Genomic DNA, 16,529 nt, shown 5'->3' with positions numbered 1-16,529 from the left:
TTTCGGGAGGGAGTGTACCAAGTGAGCAAATTGTGGGGCGGACGGTTTACAAAAAAGACCGACCAATTGGTAGAGGAATATACGGCATCCATTATGTTCGATAAAGAGCTTGCCGAAGAGGATATCCAAGGCAGCCTGGCGCATGTAACGATGCTTGGCAAGCAAGGGATTTTGCCTGCGGACGACGTAGAGGCGATCAAGGACGGCCTGCACCGCGTGCTGCAGCGCATCAAACGCAATGATATCGAGTTCTCCATCTCCGATGAAGACATTCATATGAATATCGAAAAAACGCTGATCGACGATGTTGGACCGGTAGGCGGCAAGCTTCACACCGGCCGCAGCCGTAACGACCAAGTAGCGACTGACATGCACTTGTACCTGCGCAAACGCGTCGTTGAGTTCGTGGACATGCTTCATAAGCTGCAATCCGCGCTGATCGAGCAAGCGAAGGCTAACATCGACACGATCGTGCCGGGCTATACGCATTTGCAGCGTGCGCAGCCGATTCTTTTCGCTCATCATCTGATGGCGTACGTTTCGATGTTTGGTCGCGACCTGGAGCGTCTGCAGGACAGCTACAAGCGCATCAATATGCTGCCGCTGGGCGCCGGTGCTTTGGCGGGAACTACGTTCCCGATCGACCGCCATTTCGTAGCCAGCCAGCTGAAGTTCGACCGCGTGTACGAGAACAGCCTGGATGCGGTAAGCGACCGCGACTTCATCCTTGAGTTCCTGTCCCACGCTTCCATCATTATGATGCATCTGTCGCGTCTGAGCGAAGAGCTGATCCTGTGGTCGAGCACGGAATTCCGCTTCGTTGAGCTGGATGACGCATTCTGCACGGGCAGCAGCATTATGCCGCAGAAGAAGAATCCGGACGTTCCGGAGCTTGTCCGCGGCAAAACCGGCCGCGTCTACGGCAACCTTGTTGGCCTCCTGACGGTTCTCAAATCCCTTCCGCTTGCTTACAACAAGGATATGCAGGAAGACAAGGAAGGCATGTTTGACACGGTGAAAACGATGCAAGGCGCGCTTCAGCTGTTCGCTCCGATGATCGCTACGATGAAAGTGAACAAAGAGCAGATGCGCCAAGCCGTTAACCAGGACTTCTCGAACGCTACGGACATCGCCGACTTCCTCGTTGGCAAAGGCTTGCCGTTCCGTCAAGCGCATGAGGTTATCGGCAAGACGGTATTGTACTGCATCGAACAGAACAAATACCTGCTTGACCTGACTTTGGAAGAGTTCAAGCAGTTCTCGCCGCTGTTCGACGACCGCATCTACAACGTGCTTCAGCCGGAGCAGGTCGTAAATGCCCGCAACGTCTACGGCGGCACGGCACAAGTACAAGTCGAGGCGGCAATCGCCCGCGCCGAGCAAGTACTGGAGCAAACCGCCGCTTGGGTAACCGAGTATGCGGAGAAGAGCCGTTAATTCCTATTGAGACAAGACTGCCAGTCCCGCTATTAGCGGAGCTGGCAGTCTTTTTGTTTGTTCTTACCGGATGCAGTTCCTACGTTGCACAGAATGCAGCATAATGGAGTAATTCCAGCCAGTAACAAAAGAAATGCTGCACAAAGTGCAGCATTTCTGGCTAGTTTAGCATGTTTGGGCTCCATATTGAGTGGATATCCTGCATTTCATGCAGGATAAATTGTTTGAATTATCTAATGGAGGTAAGTATACTGCCTTTCGTGCAATGTGATACACATCATAATGAAGCACTCGAGCTTAGTAACTCACTTATCAGATCCCGTCCTCAACCACGCCCGAACTTTGCGAACCGGACGAACCGCCGGCGCCTGCCGCAACGTGAACAACGATTGGCTGCGCTCTGTACGTGTCATGCGAGATTTTCTCGCGGGAGACTTGTTTGCCGTCTTTGTACATGGTGCGGTACGTATCCACTACATAGCCGATGGAGCCTTTTTGAACGGTAACGCTTTGGCCGGCGCTCAGCGATTTGTCCGTTACCTTTTGTACGGCAGGCTGCACCGTCTTGACGATGCTCGAATCAATGTCGTAACGGATATTTTCCGGCATCGTGCCGAACAGCTTCACCGTCAGCTTGCGGTTCTCTACAACCGTACGAATGATCAGCTGCTTGCCGGTCGAGTTGCGGAAGCGGAAATCGATCGAGCCGGATGCGAAGGTGGCATCCTGGCCTTTCGGCAGATAAGCGACCGGAAGGGAGTGATTGCGCCGTTCTACGATATCAATCCCTGCCGTGCGGATAATCGCATTGTACAGCGTGCTGGATACTTGGCAGATCCCGCCCCCAATACCCGGCACAAGCTTGCCGTTAGAGATAACGGGCGCTTCCTTATAGCCGTATTCTTTTTCGGTTTTCGCGACAACTTCTCCGTACGAGAATACTTCCCCGGGCTCGAGCACCCAGTCATTTAATGCCTTGGCCGTAGAGGTGACGTTGTAGGCCCGGCCCTCCGCGCTCGTCTTAAAGTCGGTTGTGAACTCCATGATTTTGCGGTCGATGCCTTCAGCCTTCAGCTTCTCAAGCGTGATCTCCGGATGAACGGTCTTTACGCCAAGCTGAACGGTCAACGCCTGCTCCGGCTGTCCGCCGAGCTGACTGTCAGGCACGGTGATCCATGAAGCGACCTTTTCCTCGAGTGGAGCAACGTCGATCCGGTAAGCGTCGGTATGGGCCGTATAGACGACCTCGTCTTTGTCGGTTATTTTGCGCGTGGCATTTACGGGCTTATTGGAGTCAATCCATTCGAACTTCGCGCGGACAAGCTTGTCGAAGACGGCCGGATCATAGCTTTGCTTCAGTTCAAAAGAAGCAGGGAAATGATAGCGGAATTTCGAGCGGGTCCATACATTTCCGGTGCGGAGCTTTTTAATTTCCTCCTTCACCCCTATGAACTCGGCATTATAGCCGATCTCTGCTGCTTTCCACGTTTGGCTGCCCTCGGCTTTGGCTTCGGCATTTCCCTCGACAGTTACCGTCCGGCTTTCCAGCTGCTGTTCGTATTGGTCCAGCTTTTTTAATGCGTCATCAACGGACAGCCCCCCGATGTCTACTCCTCCGGCCGTAACCTTCTCGGGTACGGTATCCTGCCCGGAATAATAGGATAGGGCGCCGTAGCCGACAGATGCGACCAAGAGCAGCGCAAAAACGATAATGACCCACAAGTGCAGCTTTTTCCACATGATAAGACCACCCTTTCCGTTCAAAAATGGCAATGTTTCATGTATATGCAGGAGATGAAATCGACTTGTCATTTAATTGATTTCCATCTGTTTCGCCATAAGGCGACAAAGGCTTTTTGTCGAATAAAAAGCTAATTCTCGAGGAAAGTCAATGCTTCAAACGTTTATGAGAATTGTGAAAAATGAGGAAATAAGACCCAATATGAAGGAATTCGTATATCCCTGTCGAATAACTTAGACCTAGCATTAATGGCCGTGCCGTCCTTGGGACTATGTTTGCGAAGCAACAATTTACATAAAAGGCACCGTTTTGCGGGTGAAATATAAGCACGGTATAGAGCAGCCTATACTTCTTATATTTTTGATAAAAAACAGGATGTGATAATGTTGATAGAAATGCAAGACATATGGAAGACTTACACCGACGGTACTCACGCCCTGCGCGGCGTATCCGTTCGCATAGATCGCAATGAATTCGTTTACCTCGTCGGCCCGTCCGGTGCCGGCAAATCTACCTTCATGAAGCTGATCTACCGTGAGGAAGTGCCAACGAAAGGCCAAATCTCCGTCAACGGTTTCAATATCGGCAAGCTTAAACCTCGCAAAATTCCGTACGTCAGACGCAATATCGGCGTTATATTCCAAGATTTCCGGCTGCTTCCGAAGCTGACGGTCTACGAAAACGTAGCCTTCGCCATGGAGGTTATCGAAGCGCCGCGCCGCCTCATCAAGAAGCGGACGATGGAAGTGCTCGACCTTGTCGGACTTAAACATAAGCATTCCAGCCTGCCGGCCCAACTGTCCGGCGGCGAGCAGCAGCGTGTCGCTATCGCACGCGCCATCGTTAATAATCCAACCGTTATCGTAGCGGACGAGCCGACCGGCAACCTGGATCCGGAGACTTCATGGGGCATTATGAATCTGCTCGAGGAAATCAACTTCCGCGGCGCAACAATCGTAATGGCTACGCACAACAAAGAAATCGTGAACACGATGCGCAAACGCGTCATCGCCATCGAGAACGGCAACATTGCCCGCGACGAAGTAAGAGGGGAGTACGGGTATGAGAATTAGTACGCTCCTCCGCCACATCCGCGAAGGGTTCAAGAACATCCTCCGCAACGGGTGGATGTCCTTCGCTTCGATCAGCTCGATCTTTTTCTCGCTGTTCCTGCTTGGCGTATTCGTCTTGCTGGCGCTGAACATCAACAGCATGGCCTCAAATATCGAGAGCCAGGTGCAAATCCGCGTCTACCTGCAGACCGATATCGATCAGCAGAAAACCAATGAGCTGGAGAACAAAATCCGCAAGCTGGCCGACGTCAGCAAAGTCGAGTTTGTGTCCAAGGAAGAAGGACTTGAGCTGCTCCGCAAAAATCTCGGCAAAGACGGCGACGCTCTCTTGGACGGTTACGATAAGGACAGCAACCCGCTGCCGGATTCCTTTACCGTCGAGGTGTTTGACCCTCAGAACATTGCCGTGACGGCAAGCGAGATTTCGGCGCTGAACAACGGCGACGAAGCGAAGCCGATTACAAGCGTCAAATACGGCCAGGGTACGGTCGAGAAGCTGTTCAAGATTACGAATGCGATCCGTAACATCGGTCTTGTCATCGTTATCGGTCTAGGCGTAACCGCGATGTTCTTGATCTCCACAACGATCAAAATGACGATTCTGGCAAGACGGCGCGAGATTGGCATCATGAAGCTGGTAGGGGCGACAAACTCGTTCATCCGATGGCCGTTTTTCGTAGAAGGTGCCTTGATCGGGCTTGTGGCTTCGGGCATTACAACGATCGTTGTGCTGCTTGCCTACTCGCAGCTGGTGAGCATGAATGAAATGGAATTGGGACTGCTGATGATCAAGCTTATGCCGGTAGAGGAATTGGGATGGAAAATCACCGCCCTGCTTATGGGCCTCGGTACCTTGATTGGCGTTTGGGGAAGTACGTTATCCGTAAGAAAATATTTGAAAGTGTAGGTGACCGCGCAGGTGAGTGTGAAAAAAGGGTTTATCGTTTTAACGATGCTGACTGTATTTTTGTTGCAGCCTGTTGGCGGAAATGCCGCATCCTCCATAGATAAAATCAACAAGGATCTTGCCGCGGCAAAGAAACAGATTGAAGAGGCGCAAAAAATTGCCAAAAATGCCGATGCAAAAAAAGCGGATATTGCCGGGAAGAAGGAAGATGCCAAGCAGGCCATCCTCAAATTAACCGCGCAGCTGGATCAGGTTACGGACAACCTTAATTATGTGCAGGACCAGGTGGATACCAAGGAAGCGGAGCTCCAAAAAGCCGGCAAAGAGCTTGACGAAGCCATCGAACAGGTGAAGGAACGGGACGAGCTGCTGCAATCCCGTCTGAAGCTGATGTATGAGAACGGCGCAGTGTCTTACCTGGAGGTGCTATTCAGCGCAACAAGCTTCTCGGATTTTCTTGACCGGTTTGATTCTCTTCACTCCATTTTGAGCCAGGACCGCTCGATTCTTGAGCAGCACAAGAAGGATCAAGCGATGGTCGAAGAGAAAAAGGCAAACGTGGAAACCGCTCTTGGAGAAGTAAAGACGATGTATGCAAAGCTCCAGAAGTACAAAGCGGAGCTGAACGATAAAGAGGAAGAAAAAGAAGTTCTGATCGCGAGCTACAATAAGGAAATCGAAGAGCTCGAGGATATCAGCGATGAGCAGGAGAAGGAGCTGCTCGCCCTTGCCAAGAAAGTATCCGATCTGAACAAGAAGAAAAACGCGATCAAAAAACCATACTCCGGCGGCAAGCTGGGAATGCCGCTTCGCAGCAATTACCGGATCAGCTCCAACTTCGGTTACCGGATCCATCCGATCACCCACGTGAGGAAGCTGCATACCGGCATTGACTTTGCGGTGCCGCAAGGGACCGATGTTTATGCGGCTGAAGCGGGCATCGTTATCGTTGCCCAAACATGGAGCGGCTACGGCAATGCGATTATTATCGACCATGGCAACGGATTATGGACGTTGTACGGCCATCTCCGCAACGGCGGCATTCTGGTAGAAAAAGGCCAAAGCGTGAAGAAGGGCGAGAAAATCGCGGAGTCCGGAAACACCGGCAATTCGACCGGACCGCATCTCCACTTCGAAGTCCGGAAAAACGAGCAGCCGGTTGATCCGGCGGGCTATTTGAAATAACTTGCATCGAAGGCATACCGGGAATGCGGAATTGTTCCGTATATTCACGAGTATGCCTTCTCCTGCATTAGGAAGAGTTGTAAATAAATATGGACAGCTTATCATATACTAATGAGGTTCACTTTAAAACAGGTTAGGGTTAAGGATAGGGTGGTGTCGAACATGTACTTTAAAGGAAGAACCGTATTTGTCCTTCTGCTGATGACGATGGTGGCATCAGTGCTCGTAACATTAACGATAGGCGACCAGGTCTTCTGGGCGGCTAACGGGAAGCAGACTTCCGTATCGGCTGCTGCGGCAAGCGAAGGAAGCGGGCTCAGCAAGAAGGAAGAGTCGAAGATTAATGCGGTTCTGGGTTTAATCGAAACCAAATATTTCAAGGATATTGACCGGGACGAGCTGGTGGACGGGGCTGTCAGAGGGATGATGGAATCGCTTGACGATCCTTATTCCGTCTATATGGAGAAGGATGTCGCCAAGCAGTTCTCCGAGTCTATTGAAGGGTCGTTCTCCGGCATAGGGGCCGAGGTTACGCTCGAAAAAGGCAAGGTAGTCGTGGTCGCACCCATTAAAGGCTCTCCTGCGGAACGCGCCGGGCTGCTCGCCAAGGATGTCGTCTTGTCGGTCAACGGCGAGAAGCTGGACGGCTTAACCTTAAATGATGCCGTCGCCAAGATCCGCGGTCCCAAGGGGACAAAAGCGAAGCTCCGGATCGAGCGTGCCGGCAATACCCAGCCGATTGATCTCATCCTTGTCCGCGACGACATCGATGTAGAGACGGTGTACGCTAATCTGCGAAGCGACGGCGTGGGCGTGATTGAAATCCGTCAGTTCTCCCTTAACACGGCAGACCGTTTCAAGGAAGAGCTTGCCAAGCTGGAGAAGCAAGGCATGAAAGGACTTGTGATTGACGTCCGGAACGATCCGGGCGGCATATTGCCGGTTGTTGTTGAGATCGCTCAGCAGTTCATACCGAAGGGTGAAACGATCGTGCAGGTCGAGGACCGCGACGGCCACCGGGAGAAAACAACCTCGCAAGGCGTCGGCAAAACGTATCCGATTGCCGTGCTGATGAACAAAGGCAGCGCGAGCGCCTCCGAGATTCTTGCCGGGGCTTTGCAGGAGCGGGCGGGGGCTGTTCTTGTCGGGGAGACCTCTTACGGCAAGGGAACGGTACAGGTCAGCTATAACAAGACGCTTGGTGACGGCAGCCTGGTGAAAATGACCATTGCGAAATGGCTGACGCCGGACGGCAATTGGATTCACCAGAAGGGCATCAAGCCGATGGTGGAAGTGCAGCCGCCGAAGCTGTACACGGTAGCAAGGCTTGCCTTAACGGATACTCTGCGCAAGGATATGTTAGGCGAGCAGATTCGGAACGCGCAGGTGATGCTGTCCGGCCTCGGCTATGCGACACAGCGGGAGGACGGGTACTTCAACGCTTCCACGGAGCTGGCCGTAAAGAACTTCCAAAGCCAGGAGGGTCTGCCGGTTACGGGCGAGATCGACACGAAGACGGCGGCGTCTTTGGAGCAGGCTGTAGTGAAATGGATTAAAGACCAGAAGAATGACAAACAGCTGCTGGAAGCAATCCGGGCGGTCAGCAGGAAATAAAGAGGGAACGGCGAATTTATAAAAGGTTGGCTCTAAACGGAGTCAGCCTTTTATTTTGGACGGAGATGGGAGTGTAGCGATTGGATGCGGCCAATGCTTTACTAGATCAATTTGGCAAGGCGTTTGTACGTTTGCTTGCGCAGCCTTTTTATTATATTGCGGTATTATTTATTATCCTCCAATATACGAGACAGATCAGCTTGGAAAGACGGATGTTCGCCGTAAGGCTGCATATCTGGCCGAGGTTAGTGGCTAAAGCGATGCTGGCCGGGCTTGCAGCCGGACTGCTCGCTTCCGTGGCGGGAGCCTTTATCGGCATAACCTTAACCGGGGACGCTGTTTTATGGCTTTGGGGCTCGGCGGTTGTGCTGCTTTTGTTCCGAATTCGCTATTTGTGCTTTGCCTACGGCGCGGGAGCATTGGCGTTGCTGCAATGGATCGTTGGCTTTACTTCGCTCGAAAAAAGTGAAGGATGGTTAGGAGACGCAGCGAGTTCGCTTGCCGGACTTGATATGCCGGGGATTTTGGTATTGGTGGCCCTGCTTCATCTGGCAGAAGCTTTCCTTGTCCGGAGACAGGGGAACAAGCTTGCTACTCCGCTCTTCCTGGAAGGGAAGCGGGGGAAGCTTGTGGGCGGCTATATGCTGCAGGGCTTCTGGCCGGTTCCGCTGCTGCTGCTTGTGCCGGCAACCGGAGGAGCTTCGGTTGTTGATCTGCCTTGGACGCCTTTATTCGGCGGCGATTGGACCCAGGGCTGGACCGTGGTGGCCTTGCCGATGATTATCGGCTTCAGCGAGATGACGCGCACGATGCTGCCCGAGTCTAAAGCCCGCCATGCGGCAAAAGGGCTCATGTGGTACAGCCTGCTGCTGACCGGCGCCGCGCTTCTCGCCTGGTGGCTGCCGGCTTTGCTGCCGGTTGCTGCTTTATGTTCGCTGCTCCTGCATGAAGCCATCATCTGGCGCAGCCGTGCGGTAGAGTCCGCGAAAAGTCCTCTGTACGTGAACGATCAACGCGGCTTGCGCATTCTGGGCATCGTGCCGGGCACGCCGGCTGAGGGGATGAAGCTGCATGCCGGCGAGATTATTTCGAAGGTGAACGGCACCAGGGTATTCACGAAAGAGGATCTTCATGAGGCGCTGCAGAACAATTCGGCGATGTATAAGCTTGAGGTGCTGAACGGGGACGGCGAGATCAAATTTGTTCAGCGGGCCCGTTATGAAGGCGAGCATCATCAGCTCGGGGTTATCTTGTCTCCCGATGAGCGGGCGACCTACTATGCTTCGGCAGAGCCGGCTACGCTGCTAGATCTGTTGCGCCGCGCAAGGACGGCAAAGCGCAGCGGCGGCGTTTACGCGGAAGAGGAAGACCGTTCGGGTACTTTGAATGTTTAAATAGAAATGGGGCTTTTCCTGGGCAGCTGCTTAGGGAAAGCCCTTTGATTTTATGTTTGCATCAGCCTCCATTGACGTCTATAATAGAGGGGAACACACATTCGGATATGCTGTGTGCATTACGATTTCGCTGCGAGACGGTTGCTGATCCTTCTATGTTCTTAGGAGGGCGAAGCCGTTTACGCTTGTATATATTGACTATAATGATTGATGAGTAAGGGAAACGGGGTGGATGACGCAAGTGAGTGAGATTTCAGAGCAATTATTTCAATTAAAATCGGGCTACACGCCGCAGGGCGATCAGCCGGGAGCCATCAGAAAACTTGTTGAAGGCGTGAAGAACGGCGAAGCCAAGCAAACCTTGCTTGGGGCGACGGGTACGGGCAAGACGTATACGATTGCCAATACGATAGCGCAGCTTAACCGGCCGACGCTGGTTATTGCTCATAACAAGACGCTCGCGGCACAGCTGTGCAGCGAGTTTAAGGAGTTCTTCCCGGACAATGCGGTAAGTTATTTCGTCAGCTATTATGATTATTTTCAGCCTGAGGCTTATATCCCGTCTACGGACACTTACATTGAGAAAGATTCCAGCATTAACGATGAGATCGACAAGCTTCGCCACTCCGCGACCAGTTCATTGTTCGAGCGCAGGGACGTCATTATCGTAGCGAGCGTGTCCTGCATCTACGGTCTCGGTTCGCCTTCCGAGTACGGCAGTCTGGTGCTGTCGCTGCGGGTAGGCATGGAGAAATCCAGAGATACGATTCTTCATAAGCTGGTTGATATTCAGTACCAGCGCAATGACATTAACTTTATCCGCGGTACGTTCCGCGTGCGCGGCGATATTATAGAGATTTTCCCGGTTGCCAATAATGAACGGGCGATTCGGGTCGAGCTGTTCGGCGATGAGATTGAGCGGATTACGGAAATCGATGTGCTCACCGGCGAGATCGTAAGCGAACGTGATCATGTTGCCATATTCCCGGCGTCTCACTTCGTTACCCATGAAGAGACGATGAAGGTTGCGCTTGGCAATATCGAGCGTGAGCTGGAGGAACGTCTTGCGGAGCTGCGGGAAGAAGGCAAGCTGCTGGAGGCGCAGCGTCTGGAACAGCGCACCCGTTATGATCTCGAAATGATGGCGGAGATGGGCTTCTGTTCCGGCATCGAGAACTATTCCGGACCTTTGACCTTCCGCGAGCGCGGGGCAACGCCGTATACGCTGATGGATTATTTTCCGGATGATATGCTGATCGTCATTGACGAATCGCACGTTACCCTGCCGCAGATTAGGGCTATGTACAATGGTGACCGCGCGCGGAAGGAAATGCTCGTTAATCACGGCTTCCGTCTGCCGTCCGCACTGGATAACCGGCCGCTGCGCTTCGAGGAATTCGAGGAGAAAGCGAAACAGCAGATTTACGTGTCGGCGACACCGGGACCTTATGAGCTGGAGCATTGCCCAACGATGGTTGAGCAGATTATCCGTCCGACAGGCCTGCTGGATCCGATTATTGAGGTGCGTCCGACAAAAGGGCAAATCGATGATCTGTTAGTCGAGATCCGTGATCGGATAGCCAAGGATGAACGCGTCCTTGTCACTACGCTGACGAAGAAGATGGCCGAGGATCTGACGGACTATTTCAAAGAAATCGGCATTAAAGTGCGTTATCTGCACTCCGATATCAAGACGCTGGAGAGGATCGCCATCCTTCGCGACTTGCGTCTCGGTACGTTCCATGTGCTTGTGGGTATTAACCTCTTGAGGGAGGGCCTAGATTTGCCGGAAGTATCTCTTGTTGCGATATTGGATGCGGACAAAGAAGGTTTCCTCCGTTCCGAACGCTCATTGATTCAGACGATTGGCAGAGCTGCGCGTAATAGCGATGGCCGGGTTATCATGTACGGGGATAAGATTACCGATTCCATGGATAAGGCGCTTAAGGAGACGGAGCGTCGCCGTACCATCCAAATTGCTTATAACGAAGAGCATGGCATTACGCCTCAGACGATCCGCAAGAAAGTGCATGATGATATAAAGGCAACGAAAGTGGCCGAGGAGAAGTCGGAATATTTGACTGGCGTAGGTTCCGAGAAGATGACGAAGAAGGAACGCCAAGCTTTGCTGCAAAGGCTGGAAGCCGAGATGAAGGATGCGGCGAAGAATCTGCAGTTCGAGAGAGCCGCAGAGCTGCGTGACGCGTTGCTGGAATTGAAAGCGGAGATGGGCTAGAGACAAGGAATGGGAGGAACGTAAGAAGTGGCTAGCGATAAGATTGTAATCAAAGGGGCTAGAGCCCACAATTTGAAAAATATCGATGTTACCATACCCCGCGACAAATTTGTCGTACTGACGGGACTAAGCGGCTCCGGCAAATCCTCGCTTGCTTTCGATACGATTTATGCCGAAGGCCAGCGCAGATACGTAGAGTCATTGTCTGCTTATGCCCGGCAGTTTCTCGGGCAGATGGAGAAGCCGGATGTCGATTCCATTGACGGCTTGTCTCCGGCAATCTCCATTGACCAGAAGACAACAAGCCGCAACCCGCGTTCGACGGTGGGTACGGTAACGGAAATTTACGATTATTTGCGTTTGCTTTATGCGCGGGTCGGAAGACCGCATTGCCCGGATCATGGCATCGAGATTACTTCGCAGACCGTTGAGCAGATGGTTGACCGCATTATGGAATATCCGGAGAGGACGAAGCTGCAAATTCTGGCTCCGCTTGTTTCCGGCCGTAAAGGTGAGCATACCAAGCTGCTTGCCGATATCCAGAAGCAAGGCTATGTCCGCGTCCGGGTAAACGGCGAGCTTCGGGAGCTTAGCGAGAAAATCGAGCTCGAGAAGAACAAGAAGCATAATATTGAAGTCGTTATCGACCGTATCGTGGTGAAGGCGGATATTCAAGGCCGGTTGGCGGATTCCCTGGAAACTGCTCTGAAGTTGGCTGACGGCCGCGTAATTGTTGATATTATTGACCAGGAAGAGCTGCTGTTCAGCTCCAACTTGGCTTGTCCGGAATGCGGCTTTAGCATTGAGGAGCTGGCTCCTCGCATGTTCTCTTTCAATAGTCCGTATGGGGCCTGCCCGGAATGCGACGGTCTAGGCGTGAAGATGATCGTTGACCCGGAGCTGCTTGTGCCGGATGCAAGCAAAGCGATAAATGAAGGGGCATTCGAAGCGTGGGCGGGAAGCACGTCGAATTACTACCCGCAATTCCTGAGCGCAGTGTGCCAGCACTACAATATTCCGCAGGATGTACCGGTATCGGATTTGTCAGCCGACCAGATGAAGAAGCTGATGTTCGGTACGGGCGGAGAGCGTGTACGCTTCCTGTACGAGAACGACTTTGGCCACCGGAAGGAAGCTTACGTTCCTTTCGAAGGTATCGTTCATAATTTGGAGCGCCGCTATCGGGAGACGGCTTCCGAGGGCATCCGCGAATATATCGAAGCTTACATGAGCGCGAAGCCATGCGGTACCTGCAAAGGTCACCGTCTGAAGAAAGAAAGCCTTGCCGTTACGATTAACGAACAGAATATTTCCTTTGTGACTTCGTTATCGATCGGCGAGGCGCAGCGTTTCTTTGATTCCCTTACCTTAAACGAGAAAGAGCTGAAGATCGCTCACCTCATCCTGAAAGAGATCAACAGCCGTCTAGGTTTCCTTGTAAACGTTGGTTTGGAATATTTGTCTATGAGCCGTGCCGCAGGCACTTTATCCGGCGGAGAGGCACAGCGGATTCGTCTCGCTACGCAGATTGGTTCCAGTCTGATGGGCGTTCTGTATATATTGGACGAGCCAAGCATTGGTCTGCATCAACGCGATAATGACCGTCTTATCGAGACCCTGGAACATATGCGTAACCTGGGCAATACGCTTATTGTCGTCGAGCATGATGAAGATACGATGCTTGCCGCCGATTATATTATTGATATCGGGCCTGGCGCAGGCATTCACGGTGGAATGGTAACCGCTGAGGGCAGCCCTGAGGAAATTATGAAGGACGATAACTCTCTGACCGGCCAATATTTGAGCGGGAAGAAGTTTATCGAGGTTCCGCTCGAGCGTCGTAGGACCGGCGAGAAGTGGCTCGAGATCCGCGGTGCCAAAGAAAATAATCTTCGCGGCGTTAATGTAAAGATTCCGCTAGGCATCTTTACGGCAGTTACCGGAGTATCCGGCTCGGGTAAATCTACGCTCGTTAACGAGATTCTGTATAAGACGCTGGCCCGCGACTTGAATAAGGCGAAGGTGCGCCCTGGCGAATACAAGGAATTGCGCGGTCTTGAGCATTTGGAGAAGGTTATTGATATTGACCAGTCTCCAATTGGCCGTACTCCTCGTTCCAACCCGGCTACTTACACGGGAGTATTTGATGACGTACGTGATCTCTACTCCACAACGAATGAAGCGAAGGTTCGGGGTTACAAGAAAGGCCGCTTCAGCTTTAACGTAAAGGGCGGCCGTTGTGAAGCATGCAGAGGCGACGGTATTATCAAGATTGAGATGCACTTCCTGCCGGATGTGTATGTCCCTTGCGAGATTTGCAAAGGCAAGCGCTACAACCGCGAGACGCTGGAAGTGAAGTACAAGGGCAAAAACATTGCCGAAGTACTGGAGATGACAATCGAGGATGCAACCAAGTTCTTCGAAAACATTCCACGCATTCACCGGAAGCTGCAGACTCTGCTTGATGTAGGTCTCGGCTATATGACCTTGGGCCAGCCGGCGACAACCTTGTCGGGCGGCGAGGCGCAACGCGTGAAGCTGGCTTCCGAGCTGTACCGCCGCAGCACCGGCAAGACGCTTTACATTTTGGATGAACCAACAACAGGGCTACATGTCGATGATATCGACCGGCTGCTTACGGTCTTGCACCGTCTCGTTGATTCCGGAGAATCGGTCCTTGTTATCGAGCATAACCTCGATGTGATCAAGACAGCCGACTATCTGATCGATCTTGGACCGGAAGGCGGCAATGGCGGAGGTACGATTGTTGCATCGGGTTCACCGGAGGATGTTGTTAAAGTAGCGGGCTCCTATACAGGCAAGTATCTGAAGCCAATTATGGAACGTGACCGCGAACGCACGGTGAACCGGCATCGCGCAGTCGAGGAAAGCGTAGCGGCAGGGGCCGTAGAGTAAATTGAAGGCAGGGGAGACTCTTCATATCCGACATGGAGGAGAGTCTCTTTTTGTATGTTTAGTAATAAATAGGGTCAGAATTGGACAAATTAACTTGCAGAGTATACTGGTAAAACAACGTTTTTAAGAACAAATGTGGGAAAACGTGACAAACTTGTTACGAAATCCGAATCGGACTTGCATGATTTGCCACTTGAAGATAACATAGAGGTAATATAGGCTACGTGCGAATAAAAGGGGGTCACTCGATGTTTTTGGCAGCAGAGGAAGCAGCTAAATCGACCAGCAACATCAATACATTTGACTGGTTTATGCTTGCGTTCACCATTTTAATCTTGATTGGCTTTGTACGTTTATTGAAAGCTCGTCCTAAGAAAAATGTATTTGCAATCGGATTCACAACGATAGCGTTGCTTTTGTTTCTTTACATAGACTACATTATGATTTTTAAGATTTGGATGGCATAAATACAAGGCCTGCCGGTTCGCCGGCAGGCTTTATACATTTATAAGCGCCAGCTCATCATCCGAGAGGAAAATGGGCCGGCGCTTTTTGCTTTGCCAATTGACATTTGTTAGGTGGTCCTTTATTATCTTATTTAATAATCATCTAATTAGATGTTTATTAAAATGGTTAGACAAAGGGAAGTGGACATTCCATGCAATTAGATAAGGTAGTGAACTACCATAAAGCCTTAGCGGATCCGACCCGTATCCGGCTTCTGATCCTGCTGGCAGATGGAGAGCTCAACGGTCAAGTACTGGCGGAGAAGCTTGGAGTAACACCGGCTACCGTCACTCACCATGCGGCAAAACTTCGTGAAGCAAGCTTAATTAATGAACGAAGAGAGAAGAACACCATTTACTTCTCGCTCAATGACTACTTTATCAAGAATGGCTCTAACGCTGCTGCTAATTTGATTTATCGGACATCTACTCAGAAAGGAGAAGAACAAATGAACGAGGAATTTGAGCGTGTAAGGCAGTCTGTGATCAAGAACTTCTTTACGGCTACAGGGCAACTGAAATCTATTCCGGCTCAGCTTAAGAAGAAGCTTATCGTGCTCGAGTATATGGTCTCCAAGCTGGAGAAGGGGCGTAAATACACGGAGAAGGATCTTAACGAATTCATCAAAGGATTCCACCAGGATTTCGCGACCATCCGGCGTGAGTTTATCATGCACCAATTCATGTTCCGGGAGAACGAAATCTACGAGCTTAACCCTCAGGAAATGTGGGCGAAGTGGGAGACGTTGTCCTAATTCTGTTTAGGGTGCAGGTGATCTGGTAATGAGTACAACATTCTATCTTGTCAGACATGCCATAAAAGAAAAAGCAAGTGGTGATGTCAAAATAACCGAAGAGGGAATAAAACAAGCAGAATCGACTGCAAAACGATTCAATCATATACCTATTACAGCGATCTATTCAAGTCCACTCAGAAGAGCCAAGGAAACCGCTGTATTTATCGCACAGGAGAATAAATTACCGGTAGCAGTTGATGATCGTTTGCGGGAACGCGCTAATTGGGGAGACCTAACGGGACAAACTTTTGAAGAGTTTGTTGCTATGTGGGAGCGGTGCACGCATGAACCTGAATATATACCCACTATAGGCGATACATCCAAGCAGGCAGGTAAACGATTAGCTTCATTATTAACAGAGTTAACAGAGTTAACAGAGTTAACAGAGACGCAACCTTTACAAAGCAGTATTGTAATTGTTACGCATGGAGGATTAATTACGGACTTCTTGGTTCATTCGTTTCCTGTTCACGAATTAGATGTTTGGCATCCTGATTTCGTTGCCGTGCAAAACCAATTAATCCCTGAATGTTCAGTGACAACACTAAGCTGTGAAAAGGGAAAGTTTAAAATCTTGGACTTTGCATCAGTCGAGCATTTAAAACCAAAGTACTTATGAAAACAGCCTGCCCGGCATAAGCCAGGCAGGCTGTTTACTGCTCTTATCCTTAATTCGTTGTTTTGTTTTTGTGGTAAGTGAGCGGAGCGAAAGTATGTTTCTGG

Annotated in this window: 12 protein-coding genes; 11 read left to right on the top strand and 1 reads right to left on the bottom strand. The window is 51.2% G+C overall.

The genetic code is table 11. The features are described from left to right. The first annotated feature begins 21 nt into the window (after nucleotides 1–21). Entirely contained in the window at nucleotides 22–1,437 is a 1,416-nt protein-coding gene (argH, locus tag WFK81_RS15675) for an argininosuccinate lyase (RefSeq protein ID WP_336787353.1), read from the top strand. A gap of 312 nt (nucleotides 1,438–1,749) precedes the next feature. On the opposite strand, the gene WFK81_RS15670 is transcribed toward argH, so the two are convergent. After that, nucleotides 1,750–3,177, bottom strand: a complete 1,428-nt coding sequence (locus WFK81_RS15670) for a VanW family protein (RefSeq protein WP_336787352.1) — start codon at nucleotides 3,175–3,177, stop codon at nucleotides 1,750–1,752. Between the two features lie 387 nt (nucleotides 3,178–3,564). Here WFK81_RS15670 and ftsE point away from each other — a divergent pair, with 387 nt between their 5' ends. From ftsE to WFK81_RS15620, 10 genes are all read left to right on the top strand, one after another. After that, complete coding sequence (gene ftsE / locus WFK81_RS15665) at nucleotides 3,565–4,251, top strand: cell division ATP-binding protein FtsE (RefSeq protein WP_336787351.1); 687 nt, start codon at nucleotides 3,565–3,567, stop codon at nucleotides 4,249–4,251. Then, a complete protein-coding gene (gene ftsX / locus WFK81_RS15660; RefSeq protein ID WP_336787350.1) occupies nucleotides 4,241–5,158 on the top strand; it encodes a permease-like cell division protein FtsX in 918 nt (305 codons plus the stop codon). The genes ftsE and ftsX overlap by 11 nt, the downstream gene beginning before the upstream one ends. 12 nt (nucleotides 5,159–5,170) lie before the next feature. Continuing rightward, complete coding sequence (locus WFK81_RS15655; protein ID WP_336787349.1) at nucleotides 5,171–6,343, top strand: murein hydrolase activator EnvC family protein; 1,173 nt, start codon at nucleotides 5,171–5,173, stop codon at nucleotides 6,341–6,343. A 162-nt stretch (nucleotides 6,344–6,505) separates the two neighbouring features. Next, entirely contained in the window at nucleotides 6,506–7,957 is a 1,452-nt protein-coding gene (locus WFK81_RS15650; RefSeq protein ID WP_336787348.1) for a S41 family peptidase, read from the top strand. Between the two features lie 80 nt (nucleotides 7,958–8,037). Then, entirely contained in the window at nucleotides 8,038–9,351 is a 1,314-nt protein-coding gene (locus WFK81_RS15645; RefSeq protein ID WP_336787347.1) for a serine protease, read from the top strand. Nucleotides 9,352–9,583: 232 nt separating this feature from the next. After that, complete coding sequence (uvrB, locus tag WFK81_RS15640; protein ID WP_336787346.1) at nucleotides 9,584–11,587, top strand: excinuclease ABC subunit UvrB; 2,004 nt, start codon at nucleotides 9,584–9,586, stop codon at nucleotides 11,585–11,587. Nucleotides 11,588–11,614: 27 nt separating this feature from the next. Next, the gene (gene uvrA, locus WFK81_RS15635) at nucleotides 11,615–14,503 is read left to right on the top strand and encodes an excinuclease ABC subunit UvrA (RefSeq protein ID WP_336787345.1); all 2,889 of its coding nucleotides are present in this window, start codon (nucleotides 11,615–11,617) and stop codon (nucleotides 14,501–14,503) included. 248 nt (nucleotides 14,504–14,751) lie between these two features. After that, complete coding sequence (locus WFK81_RS15630; RefSeq protein ID WP_336787344.1) at nucleotides 14,752–14,970, top strand: hypothetical protein; 219 nt, start codon at nucleotides 14,752–14,754, stop codon at nucleotides 14,968–14,970. Between the two features lie 191 nt (nucleotides 14,971–15,161). Continuing rightward, complete coding sequence (locus tag WFK81_RS15625) at nucleotides 15,162–15,764, top strand: DUF2087 domain-containing protein (RefSeq protein WP_336787343.1); 603 nt, start codon at nucleotides 15,162–15,164, stop codon at nucleotides 15,762–15,764. A gap of 28 nt (nucleotides 15,765–15,792) precedes the next feature. Then, nucleotides 15,793–16,425 (top strand): histidine phosphatase family protein, encoded by a 633-nt coding sequence (locus WFK81_RS15620; protein ID WP_336787342.1) that lies wholly within the window; start codon nucleotides 15,793–15,795, stop codon nucleotides 16,423–16,425. The last annotated feature ends 104 nt before the right edge of the window (nucleotides 16,426–16,529 follow it).

The sequence above is a fragment of the Paenibacillus sp. MMO-177 genome, from assembly GCF_037147795.1.
Classification (GTDB): domain Bacteria; phylum Bacillota; class Bacilli; order Paenibacillales; family Paenibacillaceae; genus Pristimantibacillus.
The sequence above is the reverse complement of the archived record's forward strand: the minus strand, read 5'-3'. Positions and strand labels throughout refer to the sequence as shown.